This window comes from Citrobacter sp. Cpo040 (assembly GCF_030332915.1).
Taxonomy (GTDB): domain Bacteria; phylum Pseudomonadota; class Gammaproteobacteria; order Enterobacterales; family Enterobacteriaceae; genus Citrobacter; species Citrobacter portucalensis.
This window is the reverse complement of record NZ_JAOWGX010000034.1, coordinates 873,720-899,671: the sequence shown is the minus strand read 5'-3', so window position 1 is coordinate 899,671 and position 25,952 is coordinate 873,720. Positions and strand designations below refer to the sequence as shown.

General features: G+C 48.2%; 22 protein-coding genes. 10 read left to right on the top strand and 12 right to left on the bottom strand.

What is annotated here, in order from left to right; translation table 11 throughout:
- Window positions 1–127 precede the first annotated feature (127 nt).
- The 9 genes from OGX86_RS09075 to OGX86_RS09035 all read right to left on the bottom strand — a co-directional run bounded on the left by OGX86_RS09075 (window position 128) and on the right by OGX86_RS09035 (window position 13,195).
- The gene (locus tag OGX86_RS09075; RefSeq protein ID WP_286639859.1) at window positions 128–2,239 is read right to left on the bottom strand and encodes a hypothetical protein; all 2,112 of its coding nucleotides are present in this window, start codon (window positions 2,237–2,239) and stop codon (window positions 128–130) included.
- A 38-nt stretch (window positions 2,240–2,277) separates the two neighbouring features.
- Entirely contained in the window at window positions 2,278–4,137 is a 1,860-nt protein-coding gene (locus OGX86_RS09070) for an STY4199 family HEPN domain-containing protein (protein ID WP_133158641.1), read from the bottom strand.
- 396 nt (window positions 4,138–4,533) lie between these two features.
- Complete coding sequence (locus OGX86_RS09065) at window positions 4,534–5,808, bottom strand: Glu/Leu/Phe/Val family dehydrogenase (RefSeq protein WP_020996616.1); 1,275 nt, start codon at window positions 5,806–5,808, stop codon at window positions 4,534–4,536.
- 322 nt (window positions 5,809–6,130) lie between these two features.
- Window positions 6,131–7,099 (bottom strand): Csu type fimbrial protein, encoded by a 969-nt coding sequence (locus OGX86_RS09060; protein WP_048216215.1) that lies wholly within the window; start codon window positions 7,097–7,099, stop codon window positions 6,131–6,133.
- 13 nt (window positions 7,100–7,112) lie between these two features.
- Entirely contained in the window at window positions 7,113–9,398 is a 2,286-nt protein-coding gene (locus OGX86_RS09055) for a fimbria/pilus outer membrane usher protein (RefSeq protein WP_286639856.1), read from the bottom strand.
- A gap of 55 nt (window positions 9,399–9,453) precedes the next feature.
- Window positions 9,454–10,176, bottom strand: a complete 723-nt coding sequence (locus tag OGX86_RS09050; RefSeq protein ID WP_286639854.1) for a fimbrial biogenesis chaperone — start codon at window positions 10,174–10,176, stop codon at window positions 9,454–9,456.
- 14 nt (window positions 10,177–10,190) lie between these two features.
- The gene (locus OGX86_RS09045; RefSeq protein WP_003833507.1) at window positions 10,191–10,721 is read right to left on the bottom strand and encodes a Csu type fimbrial protein; all 531 of its coding nucleotides are present in this window, start codon (window positions 10,719–10,721) and stop codon (window positions 10,191–10,193) included.
- 309 nt (window positions 10,722–11,030) lie between these two features.
- The gene (locus OGX86_RS09040; RefSeq protein ID WP_286639852.1) at window positions 11,031–11,762 is read right to left on the bottom strand and encodes a MerR family transcriptional regulator; all 732 of its coding nucleotides are present in this window, start codon (window positions 11,760–11,762) and stop codon (window positions 11,031–11,033) included.
- Between the two features lie 203 nt (window positions 11,763–11,965).
- Window positions 11,966–13,195 carry a diguanylate phosphodiesterase gene (locus OGX86_RS09035; protein WP_048224091.1) on the bottom strand — a complete coding sequence of 410 codons (1,230 nt, stop codon included), beginning with the start codon at window positions 13,193–13,195 and terminating at the stop codon, window positions 11,966–11,968.
- Window positions 13,196–13,513: 318 nt separating this feature from the next.
- On the opposite strand from OGX86_RS09035, the gene ycgZ reads away from it, so the two are divergent.
- The 4 genes from ycgZ to OGX86_RS09015 all read left to right on the top strand — a co-directional run bounded on the left by ycgZ (window position 13,514) and on the right by OGX86_RS09015 (window position 15,049).
- Entirely contained in the window at window positions 13,514–13,750 is a 237-nt protein-coding gene (gene ycgZ, locus OGX86_RS09030) for a regulatory protein YcgZ (protein WP_003833500.1), read from the top strand.
- Window positions 13,751–13,790: 40 nt separating this feature from the next.
- A complete protein-coding gene (locus OGX86_RS09025) occupies window positions 13,791–14,063 on the top strand; it encodes a hypothetical protein (protein WP_008784991.1) in 273 nt (90 codons plus the stop codon).
- Window positions 14,064–14,097: 34 nt separating this feature from the next.
- Window positions 14,098–14,364 (top strand): biofilm development regulator YmgB/AriR family protein, encoded by a 267-nt coding sequence (locus OGX86_RS09020; RefSeq protein ID WP_008784990.1) that lies wholly within the window; start codon window positions 14,098–14,100, stop codon window positions 14,362–14,364.
- A 133-nt stretch (window positions 14,365–14,497) separates the two neighbouring features.
- Window positions 14,498–15,049, top strand: a complete 552-nt coding sequence (locus tag OGX86_RS09015; protein ID WP_286639851.1) for a LuxR C-terminal-related transcriptional regulator — start codon at window positions 14,498–14,500, stop codon at window positions 15,047–15,049.
- A gap of 76 nt (window positions 15,050–15,125) precedes the next feature.
- Here OGX86_RS09015 and OGX86_RS09010 read toward each other — a convergent pair whose 3' ends face one another.
- The 3 genes from OGX86_RS09010 to OGX86_RS09000 form a co-directional block, all read right to left on the bottom strand.
- Window positions 15,126–16,385, bottom strand: coding sequence for an MFS transporter (locus OGX86_RS09010; protein ID WP_286639850.1), 1,260 nt, complete (start codon window positions 16,383–16,385; stop codon window positions 15,126–15,128).
- A 65-nt stretch (window positions 16,386–16,450) separates the two neighbouring features.
- Window positions 16,451–17,398 (bottom strand): PfkB family carbohydrate kinase, encoded by a 948-nt coding sequence (locus OGX86_RS09005; protein WP_286639848.1) that lies wholly within the window; start codon window positions 17,396–17,398, stop codon window positions 16,451–16,453.
- A 30-nt stretch (window positions 17,399–17,428) separates the two neighbouring features.
- Window positions 17,429–18,865: a glycoside hydrolase family 32 protein gene (locus OGX86_RS09000; RefSeq protein WP_286639846.1), complete on the bottom strand. Its 1,437-nt coding sequence runs from the start codon at window positions 18,863–18,865 to the stop codon at window positions 17,429–17,431.
- A 174-nt stretch (window positions 18,866–19,039) separates the two neighbouring features.
- On the opposite strand from OGX86_RS09000, the gene OGX86_RS08995 reads away from it, so the two are divergent.
- The 6 genes from OGX86_RS08995 to OGX86_RS08970 all read left to right on the top strand — a co-directional run bounded on the left by OGX86_RS08995 (window position 19,040) and on the right by OGX86_RS08970 (window position 25,904).
- Window positions 19,040–20,035: a LacI family DNA-binding transcriptional regulator gene (locus OGX86_RS08995; protein WP_286639844.1), complete on the top strand. Its 996-nt coding sequence runs from the start codon at window positions 19,040–19,042 to the stop codon at window positions 20,033–20,035.
- Between the two features lie 523 nt (window positions 20,036–20,558).
- Window positions 20,559–21,413: an amidohydrolase family protein gene (locus OGX86_RS08990; RefSeq protein WP_053069328.1), complete on the top strand. Its 855-nt coding sequence runs from the start codon at window positions 20,559–20,561 to the stop codon at window positions 21,411–21,413.
- 13 nt (window positions 21,414–21,426) lie between these two features.
- Window positions 21,427–22,806: a PTS transporter subunit IIC gene (locus OGX86_RS08985; RefSeq protein ID WP_136391960.1), complete on the top strand. Its 1,380-nt coding sequence runs from the start codon at window positions 21,427–21,429 to the stop codon at window positions 22,804–22,806.
- A 28-nt stretch (window positions 22,807–22,834) separates the two neighbouring features.
- Complete coding sequence (locus tag OGX86_RS08980; RefSeq protein WP_079934766.1) at window positions 22,835–23,830, top strand: aldo/keto reductase; 996 nt, start codon at window positions 22,835–22,837, stop codon at window positions 23,828–23,830.
- A 47-nt stretch (window positions 23,831–23,877) separates the two neighbouring features.
- Window positions 23,878–24,978: a mandelate racemase/muconate lactonizing enzyme family protein gene (locus OGX86_RS08975; RefSeq protein ID WP_048216226.1), complete on the top strand. Its 1,101-nt coding sequence runs from the start codon at window positions 23,878–23,880 to the stop codon at window positions 24,976–24,978.
- A 29-nt stretch (window positions 24,979–25,007) separates the two neighbouring features.
- Window positions 25,008–25,904 (top strand): dihydrodipicolinate synthase family protein, encoded by an 897-nt coding sequence (locus OGX86_RS08970; protein ID WP_286639841.1) that lies wholly within the window; start codon window positions 25,008–25,010, stop codon window positions 25,902–25,904.
- Window positions 25,905–25,952: the final 48 nt, after the last annotated feature.

The following is a 25,952-nucleotide window of genomic DNA, read 5'->3' as shown; positions in this document are numbered from 1 at the left end:
GGTGTTTCAATACGGAACATTGGCATCTTTTAATGTTCCATATTGAAACGTGGTGGTGCATAAAACAGCGGAAGTGAGAGATGCGGCAAAGTTTATGCTGACGGCATCATGAGTAAAACGTTATTCCTTACTCTTCTTTGCCATTAAAATCGAAAAACCAGAACAAGATAAAACCAATAAAACCAAAAATTAGCAGAATAGCTAGGGTATAGACTTCATATCGCGCGGCATCTGCAGCAATCGTCTGTAACTTGTCCATTGCCGGGGCTGGCTGCTCTTTGAATAGCATGAGTTGCCATTCATAAAGGTTTGTTGTTTTTATCTCTTTAATCGGTTCCCAAATATGGTTAGCCGCCGCGCCGAGTGCTAAAGCAGAAAACAGTGCGCCGTAAATACGTTGGCGTTTTTCCTGACGCTGACTAATAGCCTGGCGCATGAGCTGATCCAATTGCTCTATCTGCGTCATGAGCTCCTGACGTTGCTCAGACAATCCCCACTGCCGAGAGAGATCTTCACTCAGCTGGTTATGTAGGGCATCGTTGCCGACTAAAGCACCTTTATTCATGGCTTTTAGCGCCTGGGCTTTGGTTTCCAGCATCATTTCGGACCAGTCAGATAGACGACGAATTTTTCCCTTTCGGTTGTGTTTTTGCTGCGACTCGAGCAGATCCTTGAGCCACTGTTCAATCTGTTGGGCAGAGTTCGCCAGAAAATTTTCATACTCATGGCTTACATCCGCTACAGAAATGGCCGCTTTAATCAGTATCGCCAGATGTTTATCCTCTTCTTCGCGACAGAAGATTGTGACGCCATGACGGTGAGCGATAACCAGAATATTGCTGTACCATTGGCAGTGGTACTCGCTGGTGGGGGGGAGATCCGCAGGACTCCTAACGACGCGCGTGCTATCGCTCTGTGCTGCCAGCCAGGCATGAAAGGTGGGGGTATCGATCATTCGCATCAGCGGGACGATCGTAATATCACCACCCTCCGGGATGCGATGCTGATAGACACGAATGCATTTACCTTTTGTGCGGCAATCAAGTTCGGGTAAAGCTATTGGCACAATGGCGTTATCAAGATAACGGGTAAAATAATTTTCCCAGATTGCGGGCAAAACGTCTTTTTGCCAGGTCAGTTTCGAGCCGGGCTCTCCGGGCGCAAGCTGCTTCGGTGCCGCAATTAGCGTCATTCTGCCTTGATCGTCGTACCAGGGTTGGTTCGGTGCGCCTGGGATCAATTTATCGCTTCCGGCCAGGCGATAGCTTTCGAGAAAACGCGGAGTATCGTGCGGGCGTAGTCCTTGCCAGGCCACATCTTCACGTTGTTCCAGAGCGGACCACAGGGCATCAAGGCGTGTCCCCTGAATCGGGTTGAGCGAAATAACGATATCATTTCCCGTACCCACTTCTCGCGGTCGATAAATGGCCAGCAACCCAAATCCATTGTGCGTCCAACTGCGTTCTTTATCGCACCGCGCGAGAATTTTCAACATACCAGAGGGGAGCGTTTCGGTAATAAACAGTGCATCAACCACCGTTTGCCGCTGGCCTGTGCCGAGATCCAGCAGGAGTTGGCAGGTAACCGAACGCTTGATAACGTGTTGGTAAATCTGTTGCTCATACGCCAGACTTGCGACCGCACTTGCATAACATTGCGTGTGCATGGGCATAATGCCTGCGGTGGGGTCTGGGTTGGCTATCATCATATCGCTCAACAGGCGAAGGCAGGCCAGCATGTTGTGGCGAACAACGACAGTATCATCCATGGATTGCTCGCACAGGCTGCTATGCGCGAGTGCGGATAACAAGCAAGCGGCAGAACGAGTTGTATCATCACCGTCCAGATAAATACCGCTTTCCCATGCGGTGACGTATTCCAGCCACGGATGTGTTGATAGCGACAGCGAACCAGCGGCATCGAGATGGTTCAAAAACAGCAACAGCGTAAAACAGGTATCCAGAGAGAAATCTTCGATAACGATTCGTTGTATTCCCTGGACACTTGAGAGTTTACTGCGCCATATAGACCATTGACGATCGTCGGCATTTGCCACCAGTTCACTCACCGAATTGTAGTGACCTGCACGGTATCCTTTGTTATTGAGCGCGATACCCTTTTGGCTTTCCGTATCATTGCCGTCGCCCAATCCGATCAGTAGACTGCCTGCCGGTGCATCACGCTGCGACGGATTGAACTCGAAAGTAAACAGCGGCCATGCATTATTGAATGCGAACATATAATTCTCTTTCGATGAATGTGTTGTTGGATCGCTCATTATTTGACTACGTTATAAATGACCCGTTGTGAGCGACTCCAGTTATCGCCAATCGCAATATTGGGTTCATGGTTTTCTTGTTTTACGCAGTAGTTCTTAACCAGGCTTTTTAACTCTGCCTCGTTGAGTGTGCCGAACATCAGACGCGTATTCAGTTCTTTCAATAACACATCATGGAGTGAATAAGTGGTCGGTCTTTGCAGTGAAAATTGCGCCGCGTCAGCCAGTAGCTCACGCGCATTATCGGCCATCAGACGGCGCTCACAGCGACCTGCAGGTTCATTTTTGGCCATTTCTTCATCGTAAGCTTTCTTCTGGGCTTTCTCAAAATTAAGCGCTCTGTCCAGTTCCGCTTTAATACCCTGAACATCCTTGGCAGAAGAACAGAATGTTTTTAAATAACGAATCTGTATGGGGGTCAGCGTGCCATTGTGGTCCGCTTGCTGACGTAATTTACCGGCCATTCTGAGGCAGCCGTTTTTTTCATCCATCAACGACGCTGATTGTAATAGGGCATTCAACGTTTCCTGGCGATCTTCCTGTAATGCGGCTTCGGCATAATACAGTTTCCAGCGCATGCCTCCGGCAAGAAACAGATTGACAACCTGGGTATCACCGCGATCGATAGCGGCGCGAAGATTTTTTTCATCCCAGGCAATGCCGATATTCGCCAGTTCTTTACGCGGATCGTTACTGGTTTCTTTTTTCGCCCCAGCAACCGTTTTACCCACTTCCCCGAGATCGCTACGGATGGACTCCGTATTCACCAGCGTCTTGGTTGAGGTTCCGAAAGTCAGTACTGAGCCAACAATAATGACGACGATACCGCCCAGCACCCAGGCTACTCGATTGCGAATGATGCGCGTATCAATTTTGATTTTTCCAATATCCTGAGCCTGAGCCACCAGATCATCCTTTATTTCCTGAACGTCACCGCCGAGATCTTCAATTTTTTGGGCTGTCTGTTCGAAATAGTGAGCAACCTCAGCATTGCTGTCATCAAAAAAGCGATCAGGGTTAACTTTTACCCGGCCTTCGTCGAAGGCCTCCTGTACCGGCTCAGTAATTTCTTGGTAATAGTAATTCATCAATGTTGTTTGGACGGAGGTTACCCGCTTATGATGCGCCAGACGGTTGCGAATTACGCGAATATCGTCAAGAAAGGTATTCAGTGTTCTACGTTTATCGTTAACAAAGCTGAGCAAAGGGGTATATTGATAAAGTGGAGAGTAGTGGATGGGATATTCGTCTTTATCAATAAATAGTGAGGCGAGTTCACTGAAAAGGGTACCGCTCAATACGTCATCACGATCGGCAACGTTGAGCCATTTTTTTACACGTTCCTGACCAAATAGTTTGTTTAGGTGCTCAAGTAGGGCTTGTTGGTTATTGTACGCTTCATTAATTAAACTACGAATGGTCAGCTCTAATGCTCGTACCTGCTGCAAACTACGTAACTGCTTTTCTTCGCCTTCGTTATGCAGCGTCGTTGAATAAGTTAATTGAGGCTGTTTTTCTCGCAAATATTCGAGCTGCCACAAAAAACGCAACGCGGCAATGGTCAGATTTCTGTCGGCAGGCTGGCCATCTGTATTTCTGCCGAGCCATTTGTTCAAGGTGCGTAATGCCGCAAGAAAGCTCGCCATTTCCTGCTCATTATAGTTAAACCGGGCCGCTACACTGCTCCAGTTGCCCAATCTCTCTCGGGCTTTATCAAGTGAATAATAAAACGTATCAGGCGAAAGTTGCGTGGGGGCTGGCATACCCAGCAGGGATAAGATTTGTGGAAATGCGCTGTCGAAAAGAGACAGGCAACGAGTAAAATCGTTGTGCTCAGAAGCAGATGAATGATCGACCATTATATTCTCACGTGGTTATTCGCTGAGTTTTCCCGGCCCGATCTAATCGCACTGTGTCAGGCAACTTTCCCTGCAGCCAGAATGCCATAATTCGACAATTATTCGGGATTTTTAATCAGTTCGTCAATATATATGGGGGGCGTAATATTGGTAGTAGACATTGCAACCAATAATGCGTTGCTATGGGTTCTTAACGCAAATTATGGTTGCAGCGATGGAATTTAATGTTTATTGGCTAACAAAATGCGCAGATATTGGGTAAGTAAAACGCAGAAAGCGGGGCAGATGAATCAGGCTACTACACGCCAATAATGCCACAAATAATGCAGCATTATTGGCGTAACTCACGACTGGCGTTTATCGTCGGTCAAAAACGTTGGCGTATCTGCCGTCGTATTAGCCCGGATAAATTCCGCGATCTTTACGTGCCAGCAGAATGCGTTCGCAGGCAACAATGTAGGCTGCGGTACGCAGGGAGCAGGATTTCTCAGCTGCTTTTTCCCATACGTGCACCATCGCATCAGTCATGATTTTGTCCATGCGATTGTTGATCTCTTCTTCACTCCAGAAGAAGCTTGCCATGTCCTGGACCCATTCGAAGTAGCTGACGGTTACGCCGCCTGCATTACATACGACGTCAGGTACCACGATGATACCGCGGCTTGCCAGCATATCATCGGCATCCGGGTAAGTCGGGCCGTTAGCGCCCTCAAGTACCAGTTTGCAGGTCAGCATTTCTGCACGCTGACGGGTAATCTGTCCTTCCAGCGCGGCAGGGATCAGGATATCCATCTCCACGCTCCAGAAGGCTTCGCTGGCGATGGTTTCAGCGCCAGGGAAACCGGCAATCTGTTTGTGCTCTAACTGCCAGGCAGACAGCGCGGTCATGTCGATACCCGTGGAGTTAAACAGCGTTGCGGTGTGATCCTGAATAGCGACGACACGCGCACCCGCTGCGGCGAACAGGCGGGCGGCTTCGCTGCCGACGTTACCGAAACCTTGTACCGCCACGCGAGCGCCTTCAACTTCAATGTTCGCACGACGCGCTACTTCCAGACCGCTGACGAAAACGCCGCGACCGGTGGCTTTATCACGGCCTAACGAGCCGCCAAGGTGAATAGGTTTACCGGTGACCACACTGGTCACGGTGGTGCCGTGGTTCATGGAGTAGGTATCCATCATCCAGGCCATGACTTTTCCGTTAGTACCTACATCCGGCGCAGGAATGTCTTTCTGCGGCCCAATGATAATGCCGATTTCGCTGGTATAACGGCGGGTTAAACGCTCCAGTTCACCTTCAGAAAGTGAGAACGGATCGACGCGCACACCGCCTTTGGCTCCGCCGTACGGCAGATTCAACGCTGCGCATTTGATGGTCATCCATGCAGACAGGGCCATCACTTCATTAAGATCAACATCAGGATGATAACGTACACCGCCTTTGCCCGGACCGCGGGAAAGGTTATGTTGCACGCGATACCCTTCAAAATGACGGATAGTGCCGTCATCCATCTGCACCGGGATATCGACAATCAGCGCGCGTTTTGGGTGGCGCAGGGTGTCCACCCAATGGGAAAGTTCGCCCAGGTAAGGGGCCACACGCTCGATTTGTTGCAGGTAGGTATTCCAGGCAGATGTGCTGCTATCTGAAGCGTAAGATAACTTATCCATGATAAACCTTAGTTATAAAAGTAATATGTTCTTAATTTGGCCGTGGTATACAGTGAATCTCACCATATAAACCTAAATTTAACATTTTTTTCATAGAACAGCCTGCCTGGCTAACACGGATTATCGGTATGAGTAGTGTGGGTTTTGGCTTGGTGGTGAATAGTTATTCTTTATTCTTGCTGTCATCGCAGTTGTTTTGCAGTTTATTTAGTTTAATATGCATAACTTGTAAAAATCGCAATTTGTCAGATTTATGACGCACCTCTAAAAGTAAACAATATGATAATAAAATGTGTTTGATTTATTGCTGTTAAGCTGGGCGTCAGTAGGTCACGGCGATGGTGACAGTATCGGCATAGTTGTCTGGCGTGTAGTTCGCGCTGGGAACGGTGGCGTAAACCGGGTAGGTAGTCGTTGTCCCCGTGCCGCTGCCAGCAACGGTATTGAGCGATGTATTGCCCCACACCATACCGGAAGGACCTGGTGTCGAACTAAGCTGGTAGGGGACTTTATCCGTATTTGACCCCGTGCCTGCCATCACGCCGCTGCCTGCCGTATTGCCGTTGGAGGGTTGAAGTCCGATGGTATAAGGCGTGTTATTGGAACAGGCTACGCCTACGTTATTTGACGCCGTGAGATTACGACCCGTTCCGCTGGTGGGAGCAAAGCTGATGTTAGTCGCGGAGGTGATATTACACTGTTTGCTGACAGCAGCTGTGACGGTGAAAGGAAACCTGGCGGCAACGGTATCACCACAGGTGGTCGGCGGGAAAAGTAATCCGGGATTGAGGGTGACAAGGGCTGTTGCCGTCGTATAGTTATCCTGATAGTTTCCGGGGACGGCTGAAGTTTGTGGCGTGACGATCTGCGCCGATACCGTGAGTGAACCTGTCACTGGCGTCAAATTCAGCAGGTTAAGCTGTACCATGGGAAAAGTGGTTCCCGACTGATACTGGCTGCCCCAGACTTTGGTGCGCCCGCTATCCTGGTAAAGCTGGTATGCCAGCGTTCTGGCGGGGTTTCCGCTTAACGACATATTTCGCGGTGTCACCTGGCCACTGACGGCCGAGGCGCCAATATTAAAACAGAGATTGATCCCTGCCAGCACGTCACCAAGCTCTTTGGTGCAAGTGTAACTGAACGTCATTGATGACGTTGCGCCTGTCGCAGACAGTGGATTGACCGAACCTAAATTTATGGCTTGCACATTGCTCACCGAACAGGTTACCGCATGGCTAATTGCCGGACAAAAAAGTACGGCAGCGATGAGTAGCAGATGTCTTAACCTCATGAGCGCACTCCTGTTAGTGTGGGCGACAAACCAGTGGACCTATTTGCACAATCCCCTTTGCTGACGCGGGATAGTCAAATTGCACGCGACAACTACCGATGTCCGTATCAACGCGCAGCGTGTTGTGCTGCTCCAGGGTGTCGAACCATGTCATTCCATCAAAGCCAACGACAGACGATTGTCCTTTTCCGTTGATGGCGTAAGCCATGCTGCCTTCAGGAATTAGCTTACCCTGATTGTCGACGAGGATAATCTGCGCAGCGCGGACGGGGGTGATGCCAAAGCTAACCAAAGTACCGGAACGATCGGCTGGCGTGGCATTCGTCTCAACGCGTGCGATCCGCATATTGGCAGGGAGATCCATCGGGTCAATACTGATCAGGTTTTTTTGATAACTGTTCAACGGGGTGACCAACAGTAGTCCCTGGTCATCGCTGCGGCCAATCAGGTTATTTTGCAATTTGACTGGAACATCAGGCACGCCGTCAGTTGAGACGACGGCAAAACCATTATTGATTTCTCTTGCTGCAAACAGGCCGCCTCCCATGGTCACCAGCGATCCGGTTGCGCCTGCATAACCGTAATGGTTATCCGGTAAACGGCTGAATCCCGCGTACGCTTTACCATAACGTCCCAGATATCCCACTTCGCCCTGGCCACTTTGCCGGGAAGCCTGCTGACTGGCAGCCAGATTCCAGCCCCAGCCGCCGTCGGCAGGGGGCGTCCGGCTAGCGTTGAGCTGGTAACCGGTTTCGTCGTTGGTACGTTGTAGGGTGCTGCTGGCGCTCAGATTGTTGTCGGTCGTGATGGTTACCATCAGATAGAGGCTACGATCGCGGTTGTCGTCAATGTTCTGGTTGAATCCGGCATTCAGTGAGATGTTGTCGGTGAGAGATTTAAACCAGCTGGCATTGGCGTAGCGCACCGCATTTTCGTGTGGATATCGAAACTGCAAATAGCTCAGGCTGACATTTCCAGCTGCTTCCAGCGAATAACCAATAACCGTGTTGCTGTTAAGCGTGGGGGGCGGCTCACCGTAATGGGTGGCGACATCGCGATAATCGCCGGAAGTTGCCGTGGTACTGGTACTGAAATTAAACCGTTCGCCGGACCAACGGTAACCAAAACTGTACAAAAACCCGTTCTTTCCTGAGTCGGTACTTGCGGCAAGTGAGGTCGAAAACGTGCCGCTGCGGGTTCCTGGGATCCAGTCGTTACTGAAGCCCGCGTTAATCAGTCCATCGCTGGTTTCCGCGTGAGTCCCGGCGGTGAACGTATTGCTAAACCCGCGACGCCACGTAGCGCTCAATACCGGTGCGCTGGCATAATCAAAAGAGGAGTAACCATAATTTTCGCGTACCGTGCCTAATTCTGCCGACCAGGCGGTTAATCCTTCCCGCAGGAGTTGCTGATCGTTGTAGAACGAGAAATTTTGTACGCTCGTTCTGCCCAACGCATCTGTCATCATCACCTGACCCGTTCCCGCGCCGCTGATGTTAGGCATTGTGTTGATCTGAAAGCTACCTGCGGGGACTTCTCCGTTGTAGTACCTGACGCCGTCGACGTACAGCTCAATGTTTGACGGTAACGTCGCGGATCCCAGATATGCTGGAAGCGGGGTGGTTGGCATATAGGGCTGTAACCCAAAATCGGTGCCTATCTGAATGCCGCCGATTCGCGTCGGTCGGGACCAGATGAGTGAACTAGTCAGGGTATCGCCAACGGTTAACGCCAACATCGAATCAGGAAATGACGTACGCCAGCTGGTATCAAGGCGCTCAACGCTGTTATCGGCATATTCCTCGGTAGAGTACTGCGTCAACTGGGTGGTGCTGAGCACGCCAGCCGCATTGAAGGCGCGAATTTCGCTGAAGGTATTGATTGCGCTTTCATCCCCCTGTTGCGTATAGATATCATAATTGAGCAGCGCCCCGCGTGATGTTGTTGCCGTTGGCACGGTTTCGGTGGGCGAGTTAAGCTGCATGGTCGCAAGATCGAGTGAACTGAGTGGCGCAGTAAGCGAGAGCGTTTGCAACTGAACGTTGTAGTCAATAGTTAGCTGGGGGATATCGTTCAGGCAGACGGCGTTAGTGGCGTCTGGAGCAAAGCGAAAGCCCATTTTACGCAGAGTATCTGCTCCTGCATAAAGCTTTCCATTATCGTAGCCAAAATGTACCAGCCCAACGGGATTCCCATTTAAGGTGACGTCGAGATACAAATCGACTCCCGTAATCTGTGAGGTGCTATTAATAACACCATTTTCGTTCTGGTTATTATTCAGCGTTTGTGCGCAAACCATTCCCGATATTAATACTCCATTGAGAAAGCAATATTTCACCAGAAGCCAGGATCTGTTACAGATTTTGTACTGTTTTTTGGCCATTGATTGTGACTTCAACTTTCCCGCCGTAATGATTATTCCTGGCTGACGGGGAGACTATCCAGCGCATTGTTGATCCGGGTAAAACGTAGCCTAATAGTCCGGGTGTAATGACTTTTTTAGTACCGTCAGGGCTTATAAATGTTGCAGCAGATAACTGTGCATGCCCATTTCCCTGATTACTGACTTCAATAAATTTTTTGCCATCCAGTTGCTGTAATTTCCATTGCAGTTTTGCCTGCGTTTGTGCCGCTGATGTTGGTTGAATGAAAACGGGAACAGAATAATGCAGCACAAACTGAAGCTTGTTTTTTTCTACTTTTGCAGGCGGTAACTCATCTATCGATAAACGATAAGCGTCTTCGGCATGTGCCGAGGGAGGGTTTGTGCGAATAACACGAATCAACTGACGTTCTCCAGGGGCTAATGCCAACATCGGCGGGCTAATCACCAGCCCCTGAGAGGGGGAAAGTTTGTCGTCATAAGCGCTTTGGTTCCAGCGAAAAACCCGAACCTGGGCATTGAGCACATTTTCACCCGCGTTACTCAGCCAGATACCATCGGCATTTTGCGTCGCTTGCAACGTTAACGTGACCGGGGCTATTTGCAGCCCACTGGCGGTGGCAAGGTTGATGCTCGCAACTATCCCTGGCAGGCATGCGCAGGCACACTGCTTTACAGGCAGTTTTACTCTCATATGGCTTCCTGAAGTTAGTAGTTAACGTTAACCGTTACTGTGTCGGCATAGTCGTCAGGAGTGAAGTTGGCGCTCGGTGCGGTGGCATAAACAGTATACGTTTGCGCCAGACCTGTACCCGTCGCCGCTACCCCATTTCCAGGTGCGGTGTCGGTGGCGGTATTCCCCCACACCGGACCTGTTGCTGACGTACGATTTAGCTGATAGGGCACTTTATCGGTATTGGTGGCAGCGTTAGCTACGGAGGACATGGCGCCAGAACCCGTTGTCGTCCCTCCATTGGCAGCCGACGGTGCCAGGCCGATAAAATAGGGCGTGGTTTTTGAGCAATTAATTGAAATAGTGTTGCTTGCACTGGTATTTGTCGCCGTGGTATTCACCGGACCAAGTGTAATATTTGAAGCCGAACCGGCAGTCACGGTACAGGCCTTTTGAATCGTCATCAGCACCTGAAATGTTCCGTTAACGGTTGCTGCATTTGCCACAGAAATAATGGAAAAGGCGCAGCAACAAAGAATTAAGCGTTTGTCTAAGACTAGAGCCATATCCTTTACCTTTTTCAAATAACCACATTTATTACTTTAGAAAAACAATAATGTGGCACAAGAAGACATAATTTAACCCTAGAATAAGTATTAGACGTACGCCAGTTGTTCTAATAAATTTTACTTAGGAAAAAGGTGATGTCGTCTGCAAAAAAATAATACCAATGGGTTAGTATATTGTTTTGTTTTTATGCTATGGCCGGGGTTAAGTCAGGAGGATCGAGGGCAACATATTCCTTGGATGGTACTCAAAATAACCACCCAAAAAATGAGAGTTGTATGATTTATCTTACACGTATTACGTGTAGGTTACGGGCTGTGGAAAATGACCTTATAACCTTGTTCATTCCAGTGTTGGAGCAGTTCATTTTGTCTGCGGGTTGGCGTAATACCTGTCCAGACAAAAAGGGTTTGCCCAGGGAAAAGTTCAGGTCTTGGCGATTCAATGGGTTCAGCCAGAACGGCAATATGCCAACCAGATTGCGATAAGCGCCAGGCTTCGAGCCACAGACGGGTTCTGTCTTCAACATCCCAGGCCATCAGGAGGGCATCCTTTCCTGACTTGCGCCGCGTTTCAGACAGCAGTGTGGCAACATATTCAATCAATGCGCCATCAAGCATGCTGTTCATTATGTGGGATGTATTATGGTCAAGTATCAGCCGTTGACGTACGGGAAGATAAACGTGATCGATCAGCGCATCTACGGGGTGAACGCGACCGAGTGCGGTAATTTTAGCTCGCAGCTTCGGTGGATGCGCCATGCGAAGAATGCTCATCATCTCTTCTTGTAATTGATTCCAGTCGTCGTCAGCTTGACGGGTACTGGTTTCCAGCAATGCCTTAACTTTCCCAACAGGTATGCCATTGCTAATCCAACGTTTTATTTCTTCAATACGCTGAATATCTTCTTCATCAAAGAGTCGGTGGCCGCCTTCACTGCGTTGAGGTTTGAGTAAACCGTAACGTCGTTGCCATGCCCGAAGGGTGACAGGATTTATCCCGCAACGTTCTGCGACATCCCCAATGCTGTAATAAGCCATAGTTCCCCCGGGCACCCCTGATTCTCCGTCACCGATATGCGGTTCCTGTTACTTTGTACAACATGCATCAAATTGTACAAAACATACAGAGGATTCTAGCAAAATTAAGATTTACTTTACTATCACGCAGGGATTAAATGCTGAATTTTTATGTTCAGCATGAGGGCGGTTGTGGTGATTGTTTATTTATAACAATGCGTTAGTTATTTTGACGCTGAGAAATCATTTTTCTCTGGCCATGCAACAGACGGAATACCATTCAGGCAGGCTTGTGCAAAAAGGTTACCCTGGAAGATTTCAATACCTGCGGACTCAAGCCACATCCACTCTTCAGGTTTTTCAACGCCGACTGCGGAAATCATGATTTCCAGTGAAGTGCAACATTTGATAATTGCCTGAATGATGGCCTGTCTTGGTCCACTTTTATGCACATCCGTGATCAGCTCGCGGCTTATCTTAATTCGGTCGGGTTGAAAACGAGACAGAAGCTGAAGCCCGGCAAAACCTGCCCCAAAATGATCTATCGCCACACAGATCCCCGCAGCCTTGAGTGACTTTACTGCCTGCGCGAACGTATCAAAGCGCGATATAACTTCGCTTTCGGTAAACTCTACAATGATTTGTTCAGGCACCAGTCCGTGCGCCGCGATTTCGTTTATCAGAAAGCTGACTGCATCGGGTTTGTTTACCAGGGTCATGGGGAGCAGATTGACTGACAGCATTTTGTCGTTAAGTCCCAGCGCGCTTGCCATTGCAAAAGCAGTCTTTTTGCTCTGCAGATCCGCGGTATACAGTTCTTCAGGATTTAAGTTGCCAAAATAAGTTGCGGGCGTTTCACCGTCTCTACCACGAATAAGTGCTTCCAGAGCAATGACGCGCTGCGACATAGGATCGATAATGGGTTGAAAAGCAAAGCTGAAATCGATATTGGACGGGAGTGTGCTTTCATCCAGGAGAGTACAAGAGTTGTCGGCAATAAAACTCCAGTAATCAGGCGCAGGTATTTCAAAATAACTCGATTTTTCCGTCGCAAGGACAAATGTGCGGAAAAACTGTAATGCCCGGTCATCATAGGTGAGCTGAAATTTTGATGTTCCCTTGTTAAGTACCGCTTGCAGGACGTCATTGCGTTCATGTTTTTGTAAATCAAATAACTCCATTCCCACCTTTCCGAATCTTCTCGCAGGCGCGTAATCGCACATCAGCTCAACGATATTGTGGTGCCGTGGATCGTTACATATACAACGATAAATCTCTTTTACCTGCTCCTCAGGTCCTTCAAGCAGTTGGAAAAAGTGGCGGCCATTAAAGAGTAAAATCCCCGTAACATCGGATCGCCGGTTTTTTAGATTTGCGGCTGTCACCATATCCTCAAGCGCTCTGAGGGGGGCGTCATCACGTAGATGGCTACGGTAAATAATGGTCGTGAGCATGGACAATCCGGGATCAAGGGAAGGGAAGAGATATGGACAGTATCAAACAAACCAGCTTATGTCCTGATTTTAATACATTATTCTAACTTTATTTTTACAAACAAAGACCCTCAAACAGATCGAATTCATTCGTTAAACGAAGTGGATTGTACAACTGAATTTGATTTTATGTAGTTTGGTATTCATCTAACTTTCTGATTGTATTTATTTAGCACTTTTTGATAAAAATTGATGGTTCGTGTTGTACACATTTTTGGTACAACTTTGCTACTGTTATAAAACTTAATATTCACCAGCATTTTGTTACAGGAGCATGACATGCAGCAGCATACCGTTCGCACTGATACTGCAAGCGCGATTTCTCGTTACTTTGCGAAGGCGCATCTGCCAACTCAACAGGAAACATTGGGAGAAATCGTCACTGAGATACTCAAGGATGGACGAAATCTGAACCGCAAATCACTTTGCACCAAGCTTCTGTGTCGTCTTGAAAAAGCATCCGGGGAGAAAGAACAGAAACATTACAATGCGTTAATTGGCCTGCTTTTTGAATAAAATAAACCCCTTACTTATAGGGGTAAGTAGTGAAGGAGTTATGAAGAAAACTGATAGTGAACGCCTGAAACATGAAATTACAGGTTTGGCTGTGCTAGAAATTTTGCGAATGCATACAGACGTTTCGTTAGCTGCAGTGATTAAGCAATTGCGACTTATGCAGGCCAGTGAAATAGATGGCACACGCAAGCAATTAATTGACAGCGTTATCAATGATTTTACAAACATTAATCCGGGGAAGATAAGTAGAAAACCGGATAAAACCAGAGATGAGAGTGCTTTCAGTGCCAGCAAAAACCCTAAATTACATTAAAGATAATCTTCCAGACTATACAAGCGAGGTTACCATGCTTCATGAAATTAATGTCCACAGTGTAATGACGGATAAAGCTTTATCAAGTTACTTCCATAATGCAGGTGAGCTATTAGCAGATGAGTCTGTGGTATTGGGTCAGGCGGTAACCAATGTAATTCTGGCAGGTGATAATGTTAATAATAAAAACATCATTTTAAGCCTGATTAGTTCTCTGGAATCAACAGTTGACGTTGTCCAGGCAGATGTTATCAGAAAAACCCTGGAAATAGTGCTGCGCTACACAGCTGACGACGTCTAAAAAGTCTTCATATTAATATAATATGTACAGTACCTTTGTTATATGCTGAAAGCACTCATGCTGAGCATTTTTTTGATTAAGACTATACATAGCACCCTTTCTAGAACAATTGTGATTTTTCATTGAGGCCATAATGATGAACATCGTTCAGGAACACACTGGAAACGCAGAGTTATGGATTGATGATATTTTTATCAGGCAAGGGCTAAAGAATATTCTTGCAGATATTGTTTTCGAAGATGATAAGACGCATCTGGTTTTTTTCACCGCCAATCACTTTGAGGCGGTAAAAAGGCAAAATTACGATCTGAAAACGCATCGTCTGGTACTGCTGATTGATGGTCATCTGTACAGATATCTCAATGATTTATCACTTTACAGACTGCCAATAGATGTTAGCGTTGCCACATTCAAAAAATTTATTATTGATATTACTCGTTCTGGCGGTATACACGACAATCAGTCGGAACTAAATATTTCTCTGACTGCGCGAGATAAATATATTTTAACGCAGTTAGGGGAGGGGCGAACTATTTTTGAGATATCCGCTTTGTTAAATCTACATTTAAAAACGATTTACCAGGCTAGGCAGAATCTGATCAAGAAGCTTGGTTGTTCTGGGCTGATTGATTTTCAGGGAATACTGCGAGCGAAAATATTCCGCAACTGGCTGGAACATGCCTGAGTAAATCGACAGTTCGTACTTACTGTTGGGGGATACGACAGGGCCAATGGCCCTGTCCGATATATTTTAAACTTCGCTACTCTGTCACCAGTTCATTTCCCATCTTCTGCTGATGATGCTTTTTGCTCAACGAGAAATAGCCAAATATTAGCGTTATTACCACAATGCTGGCCATAATCAGGAAGATTTCCTGATAGCCCACTTTATCAAACAACTTACCGACAGGCAGTGACAGCACGATAATGCCAATGGAACTGGCGATATTGAAGCCAATGAGATATATCGTTGATGACAGGCGTTTGTCAAAATTCGCTACGCTGAATTTAAACACTGAAATAACAAACAGTGGGACTTCCAGCGCATGAAGCATTTTAATCAAGGAGATAATATAGATATCGGTGAACAGTGCTGAACCCAGGATTCGACAGGTCATGATTGTGCCACCCAGCAGCAATGCGGATTTAGGCCCGATGCGGTTAATCAGGAATGGAACCAGCGCCATACCGACGGCTTCCATAAAGACCTGTACCGAGTTGAGGTAGCCGTATACGCGTGGTGCCAGTTCGGGATCGTCAAATAAGCTGGCGTAAAACACAGGGAACATCTGCTGATCGTAGATGCTATAGAACGACCAGGTGCCGACGACAAAGATAACGAAAAACCAGAACTGCGTATTTTTGAAGATAGTGAGAAAATCATTTCGGGTCAGCGCGTCAGGTTCAGGAGAGCGCGTTTTTACAGAAGATGGGGCGGGTGAGTTGGTTTTGAACAACACGTTAATCAACAGGAATAACACCCCCATTACCGATACGCACCAGAAGTTAATGTGTGGGTTGATGCTGAAGAAGATACCGCCAACAAAAGTCCCTGCGGCGTAGCCAAGCGATCCCCACAAGCGGGCGGTGCCAAATTCAAAGTTGAATTTGCGGCTCACTTTTTCGACGAAGCTTTCAACCAGACCACAACCCGCGAGGTAGCCAAGGCCAAAGAAAATAGCTCCCAGCGCCATACCAAGCTTGAAGTTGGAGGTCAGCAGCGGTTCGTAAACATAAATCAGGAACGGGCCGCTGAGCGTGATGACTATCCCCATCAGCCAGATAAGGTGTTTACGGGTGCCGAGCTTATCCTGCAGAAAACCGTAGACCAGCATAAACAGCATGCTAAAGAACTGGTTTACGGCATACAGCATTCCCAGCTCCGTTCCGGACAGGCCAAGTTTATTTTTTAGCCATATCGCATAAAAAGACCACCACAACGACCAGGCGGCAAAGAAAAAGAGCAGATACCCGGATGAGTATCGATATTTGTCATTACTGAACGGCATATTTATCTTCATGATTTTTCCAATCCAGATCAGGTCATTGTAAGGTCTTTCTGATACGACGTAACGAGTGCGCTTTATTACGGGGTAATCGTTCTCCGTAGCGACGGTTGTGACTGAATAAAGCTGCTCAGGTGTTGGCTGTCGGGAAACGCGCTTAGCGCGCCACGCCGGGTGGTCGCCAGAGCACCACAAGCGCTGGCCTGCTCGATAAGTGGAAGTAGCGTTGACGTCGATGTGGGCCAGCCTTCCTCGGCGAGTGCCGCCAGCAGCCCGGCCATAAAGGCGTCACCGGCGCCGGTAGTATCGATACTTTCGACGTTATAGCCGCTTAAAGTTAGCCTGCTGTTTTGCCAGAAAGCGATAGCGCCGTCGGCACCGCGGGTGACGATTTTCAGGCGTGCAGGAAAATCAACCAGACGTTCGCAGGCGCTACTGAGACAGTTGGTCTGTGTTAGCCACAGCAGCTCTTCTTCCGACATCTTCAGAATGTCGCTCCGCCGGGCAAACTCGTAGACAAGGTCAAACATCTGCATCTCGTTGCTCCACATCTGCGGACGCAGATTGATGTCAAAGCTCAGAGTACCGCCGGTCTGTCGCAATGCGGCCATAGCCTGGGCGAGGGTGGCGCGGCAGTCAGGGGCAACCAGCGCCAGCGAACAGAAGTGCAGAATATCGGCGCCAAAGTCGGGCAGTCTCGCCGGGCTGAGAAATTGATCGGCAGACGGATTGACCAAAAACTCAAACTGCCGCTCGCCGTTGGGAGCCAGTGAAACCAGTACGGTACTGGTGTGCTGATGTGCATCAAACTCCAGACTTCCTGTATCCACCTGCGCTGTTTCCAGCGTCTGATGCAGAAATCGACCAAAAGTGTCATTGCCCACACGGCCAATAAAACCGCTGGCGCGGCCAAGGCGAGCGACACCGATTGCCACATTGAAGGGAGCGCCTCCCGCACAGGCTTCAAACTGCATATTGTCGCGTGGCAATAAATCCACCACGGCGTCTCCGAGCGTCCAGATAGTCATTATTTTTCCCCAAAGCAGTAAGACGGGTGTTTATTTGGCGCTGAGCGGCCAGGCCTGCCCTTGATTAAAAATGGCGTGTCCGTTCTGGCTGAATAAGGTCAGCTGGCGATCGTCCGGTTCAGGATAAATACGACTGCTAAGGGTATATTCACCGTGATTGACAAATACCTCTACCGAGGAGCTGTCGATAAATAAGCGCAGATCCAGCAGGTCACCAACTGGCAGCGGCACGCTGCGATAACCAGAGAGACCATGCTGCGGGTAGCGACGATCCAGCACCAGACGCTGTGCCTGAGCATCGACGTAGACCCGTAGTCCGTCACCCAGCGCGATACCATATTCTTCAGCACTGCTGCGGGTAATATCGAGGCTAAGATCGACTTCAATAGCGTGCGCCTGCTCCTCTACCATCAGGGTGCGATTGTGCAGTTCGCTGACCAGCCAGACATGAAGCTCACCACGTAATGATTCCAGCTCTTTCACCGGGTTCATACGCAGCCGTTGCTCCGCGTCGAGCGTCACCTCGCGGGGGAGGGTAAGCATGCCCGCCCAGCCGTCGGCCTGCTCTGGCATTGGCGATTCCCACATCGACAGCCAGCCAATCACAATGCGGCGCCCATCCGGGGTGGTAAATGACTGGGGAGCGTAAAAATCATGCCCGTGATCCATCTCCTGGAAGGCGCGGGTGACGTGAAAATGGAGATTATCCTGCCATTCGCCGACCAAATAGCCGCTCTGGAACAGGTTACGGTAATCGTATCCGTCTGCAGCGATGCCCTGCGGCGAGAACATGAAGACGAGCTTATCGTTCAGTGGGAAGAGGTCCGGGCACTCCCACATGTAGCCCATGCCGTCATCGGCCCTGCCGAGCGTGCTGGCAAACTGCCAGTGCTGTAGATCCTGCGAGCGATAGAGCTGCACTTCGCCCACGTCATCGACCCGGGCACCCACCACCATGTACCAGCTGTCTCCCTCTTGCCAGACTTTCGGATCGCGAAAATGGTGTACGCCTCGCGGGGTATCCAGAATCATGCCCTGGCGTTCAAAGTGGATCCCGTCGGTGCTGGTGGCCAGGCACTGTACCTGATACAAGTTTTCCTCTTTCGCCTCGCCGTCAAACTTATGTCCGGTGTAGATCAGAGCCAGCTTATTGCCTTCAACCACCGCTGAACCGGAAAAACAGCCGTCTTTATCTTCCGGCCCTTCTGGTGCCAGCGCGATGGGTAAGTGCTCCCAGTTCACCATATCGCGGCTGCGCGCATAGCCCCAGTGCATTGGTCCCCAGACCGGCTGCCACGGATAGTGCTGATAGAACGCATGGTAGTAACCATCGAACCAGGACAGACCGTTGGGATCGTTCATCCAACCCGTTGGTGGCGCCAGGTGATAGCGTGGATACCAGCGCGGGTTTACAAGGTCTTTCTGCTGGCTTAAGGCTTCGTTGGCTTTGGAAAGTAGTGACGTCATTTGCTTGTCCCTGTAAGTGAATTGATCAAAAGATAACGTTAACATTCTCGGTTTTCTCGCAGATTTGATGGTAATATCGATGTTAATCACAAAAGTTAACGTTAACATTTTACGGGCGTTATCGAGATCGCATTATCAGACCCCGGCAAAGTGAACATCGGCGAAGGAGAGGGTATGGCATCTTTAAAGGATGTGGCGCAGCGGGCTAACGTCTCGTTAATGACCGTATCGCGGGCGATTAACGAGCCCGAACGACTACGGCCTGAAACCTATAAAAAGGTGATGGAAGCGGTAGATGCGCTGGGGTATGTCTCCGATCTCTCCGCTAAAAAAATTCGTGGTGCGAAAACCACAGCTAACACGATTGGGGTGCTGGCGTTGGACACCATGACTACGCCATTTTCCGTGGAGATAACGCTCTCTATCGAAGAGACCGCGCGGGCGCACGGTTGGAATAGCTTTGTAGTGAATATGTTCAGCAATGACAAGCCAGAGAAAATGGTTGATCTGCTGTTGGCGCATCGCCCGGACGGTATTATCTACACCGCGATGGGACTGCGCCAGGTACCGGTACCGGAAAAGCTGCATAAGTATCGCTGCGTGCTGGCGAACTGTGAAAGCACAAGCGGCCCTTTCCCCACCTATATTCCCGATGATGAACAAGGGCAATATCTTGGCGTGAAAGCGCTGTTGGCCGCAGGCTATCGCCGACTGCTGTGTATCCACCTACCGAAAGGAATTGTGGCGACCGATCGCCGTCGGGCGGGAATGGAGAGGGCTTGTCGTGAAGCGGGTGTCGACCCTGATGCAATGTTCCACCACTATCTTCCGCCGGGCGAGCGCCACCATATTGATGCGGCGGAGATTGCCGGGCATTACCTGAGCGGCGCGCGCCCGATGTTCGATGCGGTGGTGTGCGGTAACGACCGCGTGGCTTTTGTTATCTACCAGCTCTTGCTGGGGCGAGGGCTGCGCATTCCGCAGGACGCCGCTGTGCTGGGCTATGACAATATGGTGGGCACCGGCGAGCTATTTTTGCCGCCGCTCTCAACGGTACAGCTGCCGCACTATGAAATCGGTCGTCTTAGCGCGCTGCATCTTATCCAGGGGCTCGATCACCGGGATACCGTGCGGGTAGACAGCCCCTGGCTTCCGCGCGCCTCAATATGATTAACCTAACTGCTTCGTTTCATCAACTGGAGGGATGTGTGAATTATGTGGGGGGTATCGCTAATTTGCTGGTGGATGTTACAAAACTGAAACGTGGGGGTACTGCTAAGTCACGGTTTAGCGCGCAAGGCTCAAAGTTGGGGCGTGTATTAAACTCTCGTCGTAATTTAGGGTTTCAATAAAATAACCGTTATTTATTAATGTTAACGTATCAATACATCGTAACTTACGAAACGTTTAGATTTTAGTTCGTACTTACCCATCTATCGCTCTTCTCTGCTCATTCTGCTTCTCTAACTTCAGCGGGACGCACAAGCGTCCACCACATTAACCACATGCAATAGTTCAGCTCAGTGACATCGGATTCTACGGCGGTTATAGGCTTTTACGTTCCTTTTTTAGCCTACAGATAAACCGTGAAAATTGTGATCCCGTACTCAGATAGTGCATTCCGTGGTTGCCTTTTAACCACAGACTTTTATTGTATTCTCATTGTATACAATTAAAATACAGGAAGGTGAGTATGAAAGTGATTGATACCCATAACCATGTTTGGCATTGCCAGGGAGAGCATTTTGCCTGGATCACAGACGATCTGGCGGCAATTCGCCGTGATTTTCTTATTGACGATTTGCAGGCCGTATTGGCTGAAAACCACATCGAAGGCGCCATTTTAGTACAAGCCATCCCTTCAATTGAGGAGACCGAATGGCTGCTGGAAATAGCTGAGCATCACGATGAAGTAAAAGGTGTTGTGGGATGGGTGGATATAAACCGCGGGGCTGGGATCGCAGAGGATTTGCAGAGACTGCAGAGAAAATCCCGCTATCTGAAAGGGATCCGCTATATGTCTCAGGGCTTGCCTGAGAGCCATTTAGTGACCCCGCAATTTATCCAGGGGGTACGTTGCGTTGGAGAGCAGGGGCTGGTGTATGAACTGCTGGTTACGCACCAACAGCTGGAGGCGGCAAGCCAGCTTATCTCTGCTTGTCCGGAAGTGACCTTTGTTATCGAGCATGCGGCAAAACCCGCAGTTCGCGATGGGGAAATTACCCGCTGGCGTGAACAGTTAATGTTGATTGGTGAGGCTTACAGCAATGTTTTTTGCAAACTATCAGGCCTGGTCACGGAAGCAGATTATGCCCGCTGGACGGGACCTGAGCAGGCGAGCCAGGAGCTGGAACCTTATTTTAGCTCGGTTTTTGCCGCATTTGGTGATGAGCGAGTGATGTATGGCTCCGACTGGCCTGTTTCTCTACTGGCATTACCGTACGCCGACACTTTAGGGCTTTACCAGAACTACCTGCAATCTCACCAGGCTCTTTCCAGTGATAACTTTTTTTATCGCGTGGCAGAGAAGGTTTACTCATTAAAGTAACAGGGGGGCACTTATGGAAGTCGTTCAATATATCCTCGGATTTGGCCCGGCAGTGGTCATTCCAATGATTATGTTTTTATTTGCCGTGCTATTTGGCGCGAAACTTGCCGATGCGGCAAAAAATGCAATGACGGTAGGTATTGGGTTTCTCGGTCTTTCGTTGCTGATTGGTTTTATGGTGACATCACTCAGCAGCTCGACAGAAGCGATGGTAAAAAACCTCAATCTTCATTATGAAGTATTGGATCTGGGCTGGCCGTTAATTAGCGCCTTCAGTCTGGCTGCGCTTTCTCTGCCGATTGTTTATGCGTTATGTTTTGCCACTAATTTGTTGATGATTTCAACCAATACCACCAAAACCCTTAACGTTGATTTTTGGAATTACTGGCACTTTGTATTTGCCGGAATCATCGTTGAACAGGTGACGGGTTCATTTTGGATGGGGATTTTTGCAAGTTGGATCACATTTATTATTACGCTAAAAATCGCCGATTACATTGCCCCACATGTGCAGAAATTCTGTGACACGCCAAACGTGACCATTACTCAGGCGGAGATCGTCGCATGGGCCCCGCTGGCATTTTTAATGGACCGTGTAATTGATCGCATTCCTTTGATTAACAAAATTGACCTTAATCTCAGCAAAATTGAAGCCAAACTAGGGTTTTTTGGTAGTCCGTTAGCGATGGGGGCCATTCTGGGGGTGATCATCGGTATGCTTGGCGCGCTACCGTTCAGCGATATTATTAAGAGTGGAATGAATTTTGCTGCGGTCATGGTGTTATTACCGACGATGGCGGGAGTGCTGGTCAGTGGTCTGGTACCGATTACTGAAATTGCTTCTGAATGGGTAAAGAAACGTTTTCCTACAAAGTCACTTTATTTTGGTATCAGCGGTGAAATTGCTTTTAAAAACCCTGCGGTATTGTCTGTAGGTATTTTGATGGTGCCACTCACGATCCTGATTAGTACTATTTTGCCTTTTAATACCATGATGCCATTCGCCGATATTCCTTATCTGCCGATATTTGTTGTCTTTGGCACGGTTGCATGCAACGGAAACATGTTCCGTGGATTAATTAATGGCATTGTCATCGTGTGTGGGATCTTGTGGTTTGGTTCGGATCTCGCTGTAGTGTCGCAGGCTTTGGCCGAAAAGGCACAACTGAATGTGCCAAAAGAGATGATGGCCTCATCAATCGATGGTGGCTCACACGCTATATCTTATATCTTCTACAAAATGTTCGAGCTGTTAAAAGGAATGAATCCTGCGCTCTTGTGTCTTTTTTCTATCGTAGTGACCGGGATTATTATTTATGTGCTGAAGTTGATTTTTAATATTAATAATAAATCAACAGCAGCGACCTCATTAACTACAAACAAAGTTGACTAAGAATACTGATAAACATCAGGGGAATATTATGATCACTCAGAATACAATTAAAAGTGTAGGGCTTAGTGTACCTTCTTTAACCTTCGGCGCAGCCAGCCTGGCTAATTTATTCAGAACGCTGAGCAATAACGAAGCCATGGACATTGTTGATAAGGCCATTCAGGTTGGCTGGCGCTACTTTGATACTGCACCACATTATGGCAGCGGACTTTCTGAGTTGCGTTTAGGTCTGGGATTACGTGGACTGGAGCGTAGCGAATATGTTTTGTCCACCAAGGTTGGTCGTCTGCTGCAATCCCGGAAACAAGAGCCAGGCCTTGAAGCAGGAGAATTTTTTTATGATGAGAACCCTTTTAACCGACAGGCTGATTACTCCTATGAGGGCATCATGCGCTCATACGAAAACTCTATCCAGCGGCTGGGAACCCGTTATATCGACATTCTCTATGTACACGATCTCGGCACTTATACCTACGGCAATACGGAACTGGAACGCCAACATTTTAAAACCTTCTGTGAGTCAGGGCAGAAAGCACTAGAAGAGCTTAAGCGCAATGGCGATATCAAAGCCTGGGGCGCAGGCGCGAATGAAGAGGCAATCCTGATGGAGGTGATGGATAACGCTGCCCCGGATATCTTAATGCTCGCCAACCGCTACAACCTGCTGGAAACAGACCGCCAGGCGTTCTTTGCCAAATGTGAAAGCAACAATGTTTCGGTGGCTGTTGCTGCACCTTTCGCTACCGGAGTTTTAGTCGCGAAAGATAAATCGAAGGCGTTGTATGAATACGGTTCCGCTCCAGCGCAGGTTATTGAAAAAGTAAATGCGATAGAAGCGCTATGTGCAAAACATGCCGTGCCAATTGGTGCTGCGGCGCTGCAATTCCCATTAAGAAACCAAAATGTGGTCACCGTAACCTGCGGCGTTCAATCCGTAGAACAAGCGTTGACTAATTTTGCCTGGGCTAACTGGGATATTCCGCAGGAATTGTGGGATGAACTGGCCAGCATTGGTATTCAGTAAGCATCATTTGTAACTTTGCGAAAAAATTAACAGATATTGAGGATGTAATGAAAATAGTTAAAGCCGAAATCTTTATGGTTGATTTGAAACCTAAAGTAAAACGTGTCGATGCGATTCAGTCTTTTGTCTCACAAGAGACGCCGATTATTCGTTTAACAACATCGAGTGGAGAAATTGGTGAGGGCTATACCTACACAATTGGCACCGGCGGCTCATCTGTGGTTGCGCTGTTACGAGATCACCTGTTACCGAAATTGATTGGTCAGGATGCGACGATGATTGAGGGCATCTGGGAATCATTGCTGTTCTCAACTCACGCGACCTCGGTTGGCGCCATTACGTCTCTGGCACTGGCAGCCATTGATACCGCATTATGGGATTTGAAGTGTAAGCGCATGAATTTGCCGCTGTATAAAGTCGCAGGTGGTGCGAAGTCGCGCATGAAGTTATACACCACCGAAGGGGGCTGGCTGCATTTAAGCACTCAGGAATTAGTTGATGATGCGCTGGCTGTTAAGGCGCAGGGATTCTGCGGTTCTAAAATCAAAATTGGTTCTGAAAGTCCGGTGCGTGATATCGAGCGTTTGACTGCTGTACGTGAAGCGGTGGGTGATGAGTACGTGATCATGACTGATTGCAACCAGGCGTTTAAATTCTCGGAAGCCAAACAGCGCGCAGCGTTGTTGGAGCATATTAATCTTTCATGGATTGAAGAGCCGTTTCTGGCGCATGATGTTGATTCTCATCAAAAATTGTGTGAGTCAACCACCATTCCTGTCGCGGTGGGTGAGTCCATTTATTCTATCCAGCACTTCAAAGAGTATTTACAGAATAATGCCGCAGATATTATTCAGGTTGATGTGGCTCGTATTGGTGGTATTACACCATGGCTTAAAGTTGCACATATGGCGGAATGCTTTAATAAAATTGTCTGTCCGCATTTCTTGATGGAATTGCATATATCATTATGTTGCGCCATTACTAATAGCCGTTGGTTGGAATATATTCCACAGCTCGATAGTGTTACTCTGAATAAAGTGAATATTCGCGAAGGATATGCTTTCCCACCAGAAGAACCTGGTTTGGGTATTCAGTGGGACTGGCAGAAAATACAGGCTGATACTGTTGTTTACCATGTCATTGAATAAAACAATTTTTATGTTCTCAGGAATATATTATGTCTGAAAATCATGTTCAATTTCACGGTGCATGGTGCCCATCAATTACGCCTTTTGATCAACAAGGAAATATTGATTTATCGGCACTGCAGCAGCATTTGCGACGTTTGGAAGAGGCTGGGACTCATGTCGTATTGCTAATGGGAAGTATTGGGGAGTTCACCGCATTAACGCTGGATGAACGACTGATGCTTATCCGTGAGGCACGGAAAATGTCATCGCTGCCGCTGGTGGCAAATATCTCAGCTACCTGTATGGCGGATATGATACGTCTGTCAGAAGAGGCCTGGCATTGCGGGTATCAAGCAGTGATGATTCTACCTCACTACTATTTTCAACAAACGCCGGCCCAACTATTGGCATACTACCGCGGTCTGGGGCAGCGCCTGAATGGAAAATGGTTCGCATACAACTTTCCTGCCCGAACTGGATGCGACCTGGACGCGGTACTGGTAGCGCAATTAGCGGCAGAATTTCCCAATTTTGTGGGTGTTAAAGATACTGTTGATTGTCTCTCTCATACTCGCGAAATTATTCAGAAAGTCGCGTCCGTTAGAGACGATTTTGTTGTTCTGTCCGGTTATGATGAATATCTTATCCCAAATCTTCTCGCGGGTGGCGCGGGAGTTATTTCAGGATTAAATAATATTTGTCCCGAACTTTTTGTGCGGGCAATTAAAGCCTGGGATGAAAATGATCTTACCCAGCTTACTGGCATACAGCGTGAGATAAGCCGACTTTCTGCTATTTATAATATTGGTAATGATTTTGTTACTACAATTAAAACCGCGGTGGCTCATAAGTTTCAGTATTCTGGAGAGAAATCAAGAAGCTTTGCGGGGGAACTAACTCGTCAGGAATCGCAACAGATTGACATAATGTTCAGTATCCAATAATCAAAAATCAATAACAGCATACATTATGCTACGGCAATGCTGTATTGC

Coding starts and splice junctions, on each gene's coding strand:
- OGX86_RS09015 (WP_286639851.1), top strand. CDS start 14,498: ATGATGAACATCGTTCAGGAACACACTGGAAACGCAGAGTTATGGATT.
- OGX86_RS09020 (WP_008784990.1), top strand. CDS start 14,098: ATGCTTCATGAAATTAATGTCCACAGTGTAATGACGGATAAAGCTTTA.
- OGX86_RS09060 (WP_048216215.1), bottom strand. CDS start 7,099: ATGAGGTTAAGACATCTGCTACTCATCGCTGCCGTACTTTTTTGTCCG.
- OGX86_RS09040 (WP_286639852.1), bottom strand. CDS start 11,762: ATGGCTTATTACAGCATTGGGGATGTCGCAGAACGTTGCGGGATAAAT.
- OGX86_RS08995 (WP_286639844.1), top strand. CDS start 19,040: ATGGCATCTTTAAAGGATGTGGCGCAGCGGGCTAACGTCTCGTTAATG.
- OGX86_RS09035 (WP_048224091.1), bottom strand. CDS start 13,195: ATGCTCACGACCATTATTTACCGTAGCCATCTACGTGATGACGCCCCC.
- OGX86_RS09005 (WP_286639848.1), bottom strand. CDS start 17,398: ATGACTATCTGGACGCTCGGAGACGCCGTGGTGGATTTATTGCCACGC.
- OGX86_RS09025 (WP_008784991.1), top strand. CDS start 13,791: ATGAAGAAAACTGATAGTGAACGCCTGAAACATGAAATTACAGGTTTG.
- OGX86_RS09000 (WP_286639846.1), bottom strand. CDS start 18,865: ATGACGTCACTACTTTCCAAAGCCAACGAAGCCTTAAGCCAGCAGAAA.
- OGX86_RS08975 (WP_048216226.1), top strand. CDS start 23,878: ATGAAAATAGTTAAAGCCGAAATCTTTATGGTTGATTTGAAACCTAAA.
- OGX86_RS09070 (WP_133158641.1), bottom strand. CDS start 4,137: ATGGTCGATCATTCATCTGCTTCTGAGCACAACGATTTTACTCGTTGC.
- OGX86_RS09055 (WP_286639856.1), bottom strand. CDS start 9,398: ATGGTTTGCGCACAAACGCTGAATAATAACCAGAACGAAAATGGTGTT.
- OGX86_RS09045 (WP_003833507.1), bottom strand. CDS start 10,721: ATGGCTCTAGTCTTAGACAAACGCTTAATTCTTTGTTGCTGCGCCTTT.
- OGX86_RS09050 (WP_286639854.1), bottom strand. CDS start 10,176: ATGAGAGTAAAACTGCCTGTAAAGCAGTGTGCCTGCGCATGCCTGCCA.
- OGX86_RS08990 (WP_053069328.1), top strand. CDS start 20,559: ATGAAAGTGATTGATACCCATAACCATGTTTGGCATTGCCAGGGAGAG.
- OGX86_RS09010 (WP_286639850.1), bottom strand. CDS start 16,385: ATGAAGATAAATATGCCGTTCAGTAATGACAAATATCGATACTCATCC.
- OGX86_RS09075 (WP_286639859.1), bottom strand. CDS start 2,239: ATGTTCGCATTCAATAATGCATGGCCGCTGTTTACTTTCGAGTTCAAT.
- OGX86_RS08980 (WP_079934766.1), top strand. CDS start 22,835: ATGATCACTCAGAATACAATTAAAAGTGTAGGGCTTAGTGTACCTTCT.
- ycgZ (WP_003833500.1), top strand. CDS start 13,514: ATGCAGCAGCATACCGTTCGCACTGATACTGCAAGCGCGATTTCTCGT.
- OGX86_RS08970 (WP_286639841.1), top strand. CDS start 25,008: ATGTCTGAAAATCATGTTCAATTTCACGGTGCATGGTGCCCATCAATT.
- OGX86_RS09065 (WP_020996616.1), bottom strand. CDS start 5,808: ATGGATAAGTTATCTTACGCTTCAGATAGCAGCACATCTGCCTGGAAT.
- OGX86_RS08985 (WP_136391960.1), top strand. CDS start 21,427: ATGGAAGTCGTTCAATATATCCTCGGATTTGGCCCGGCAGTGGTCATT.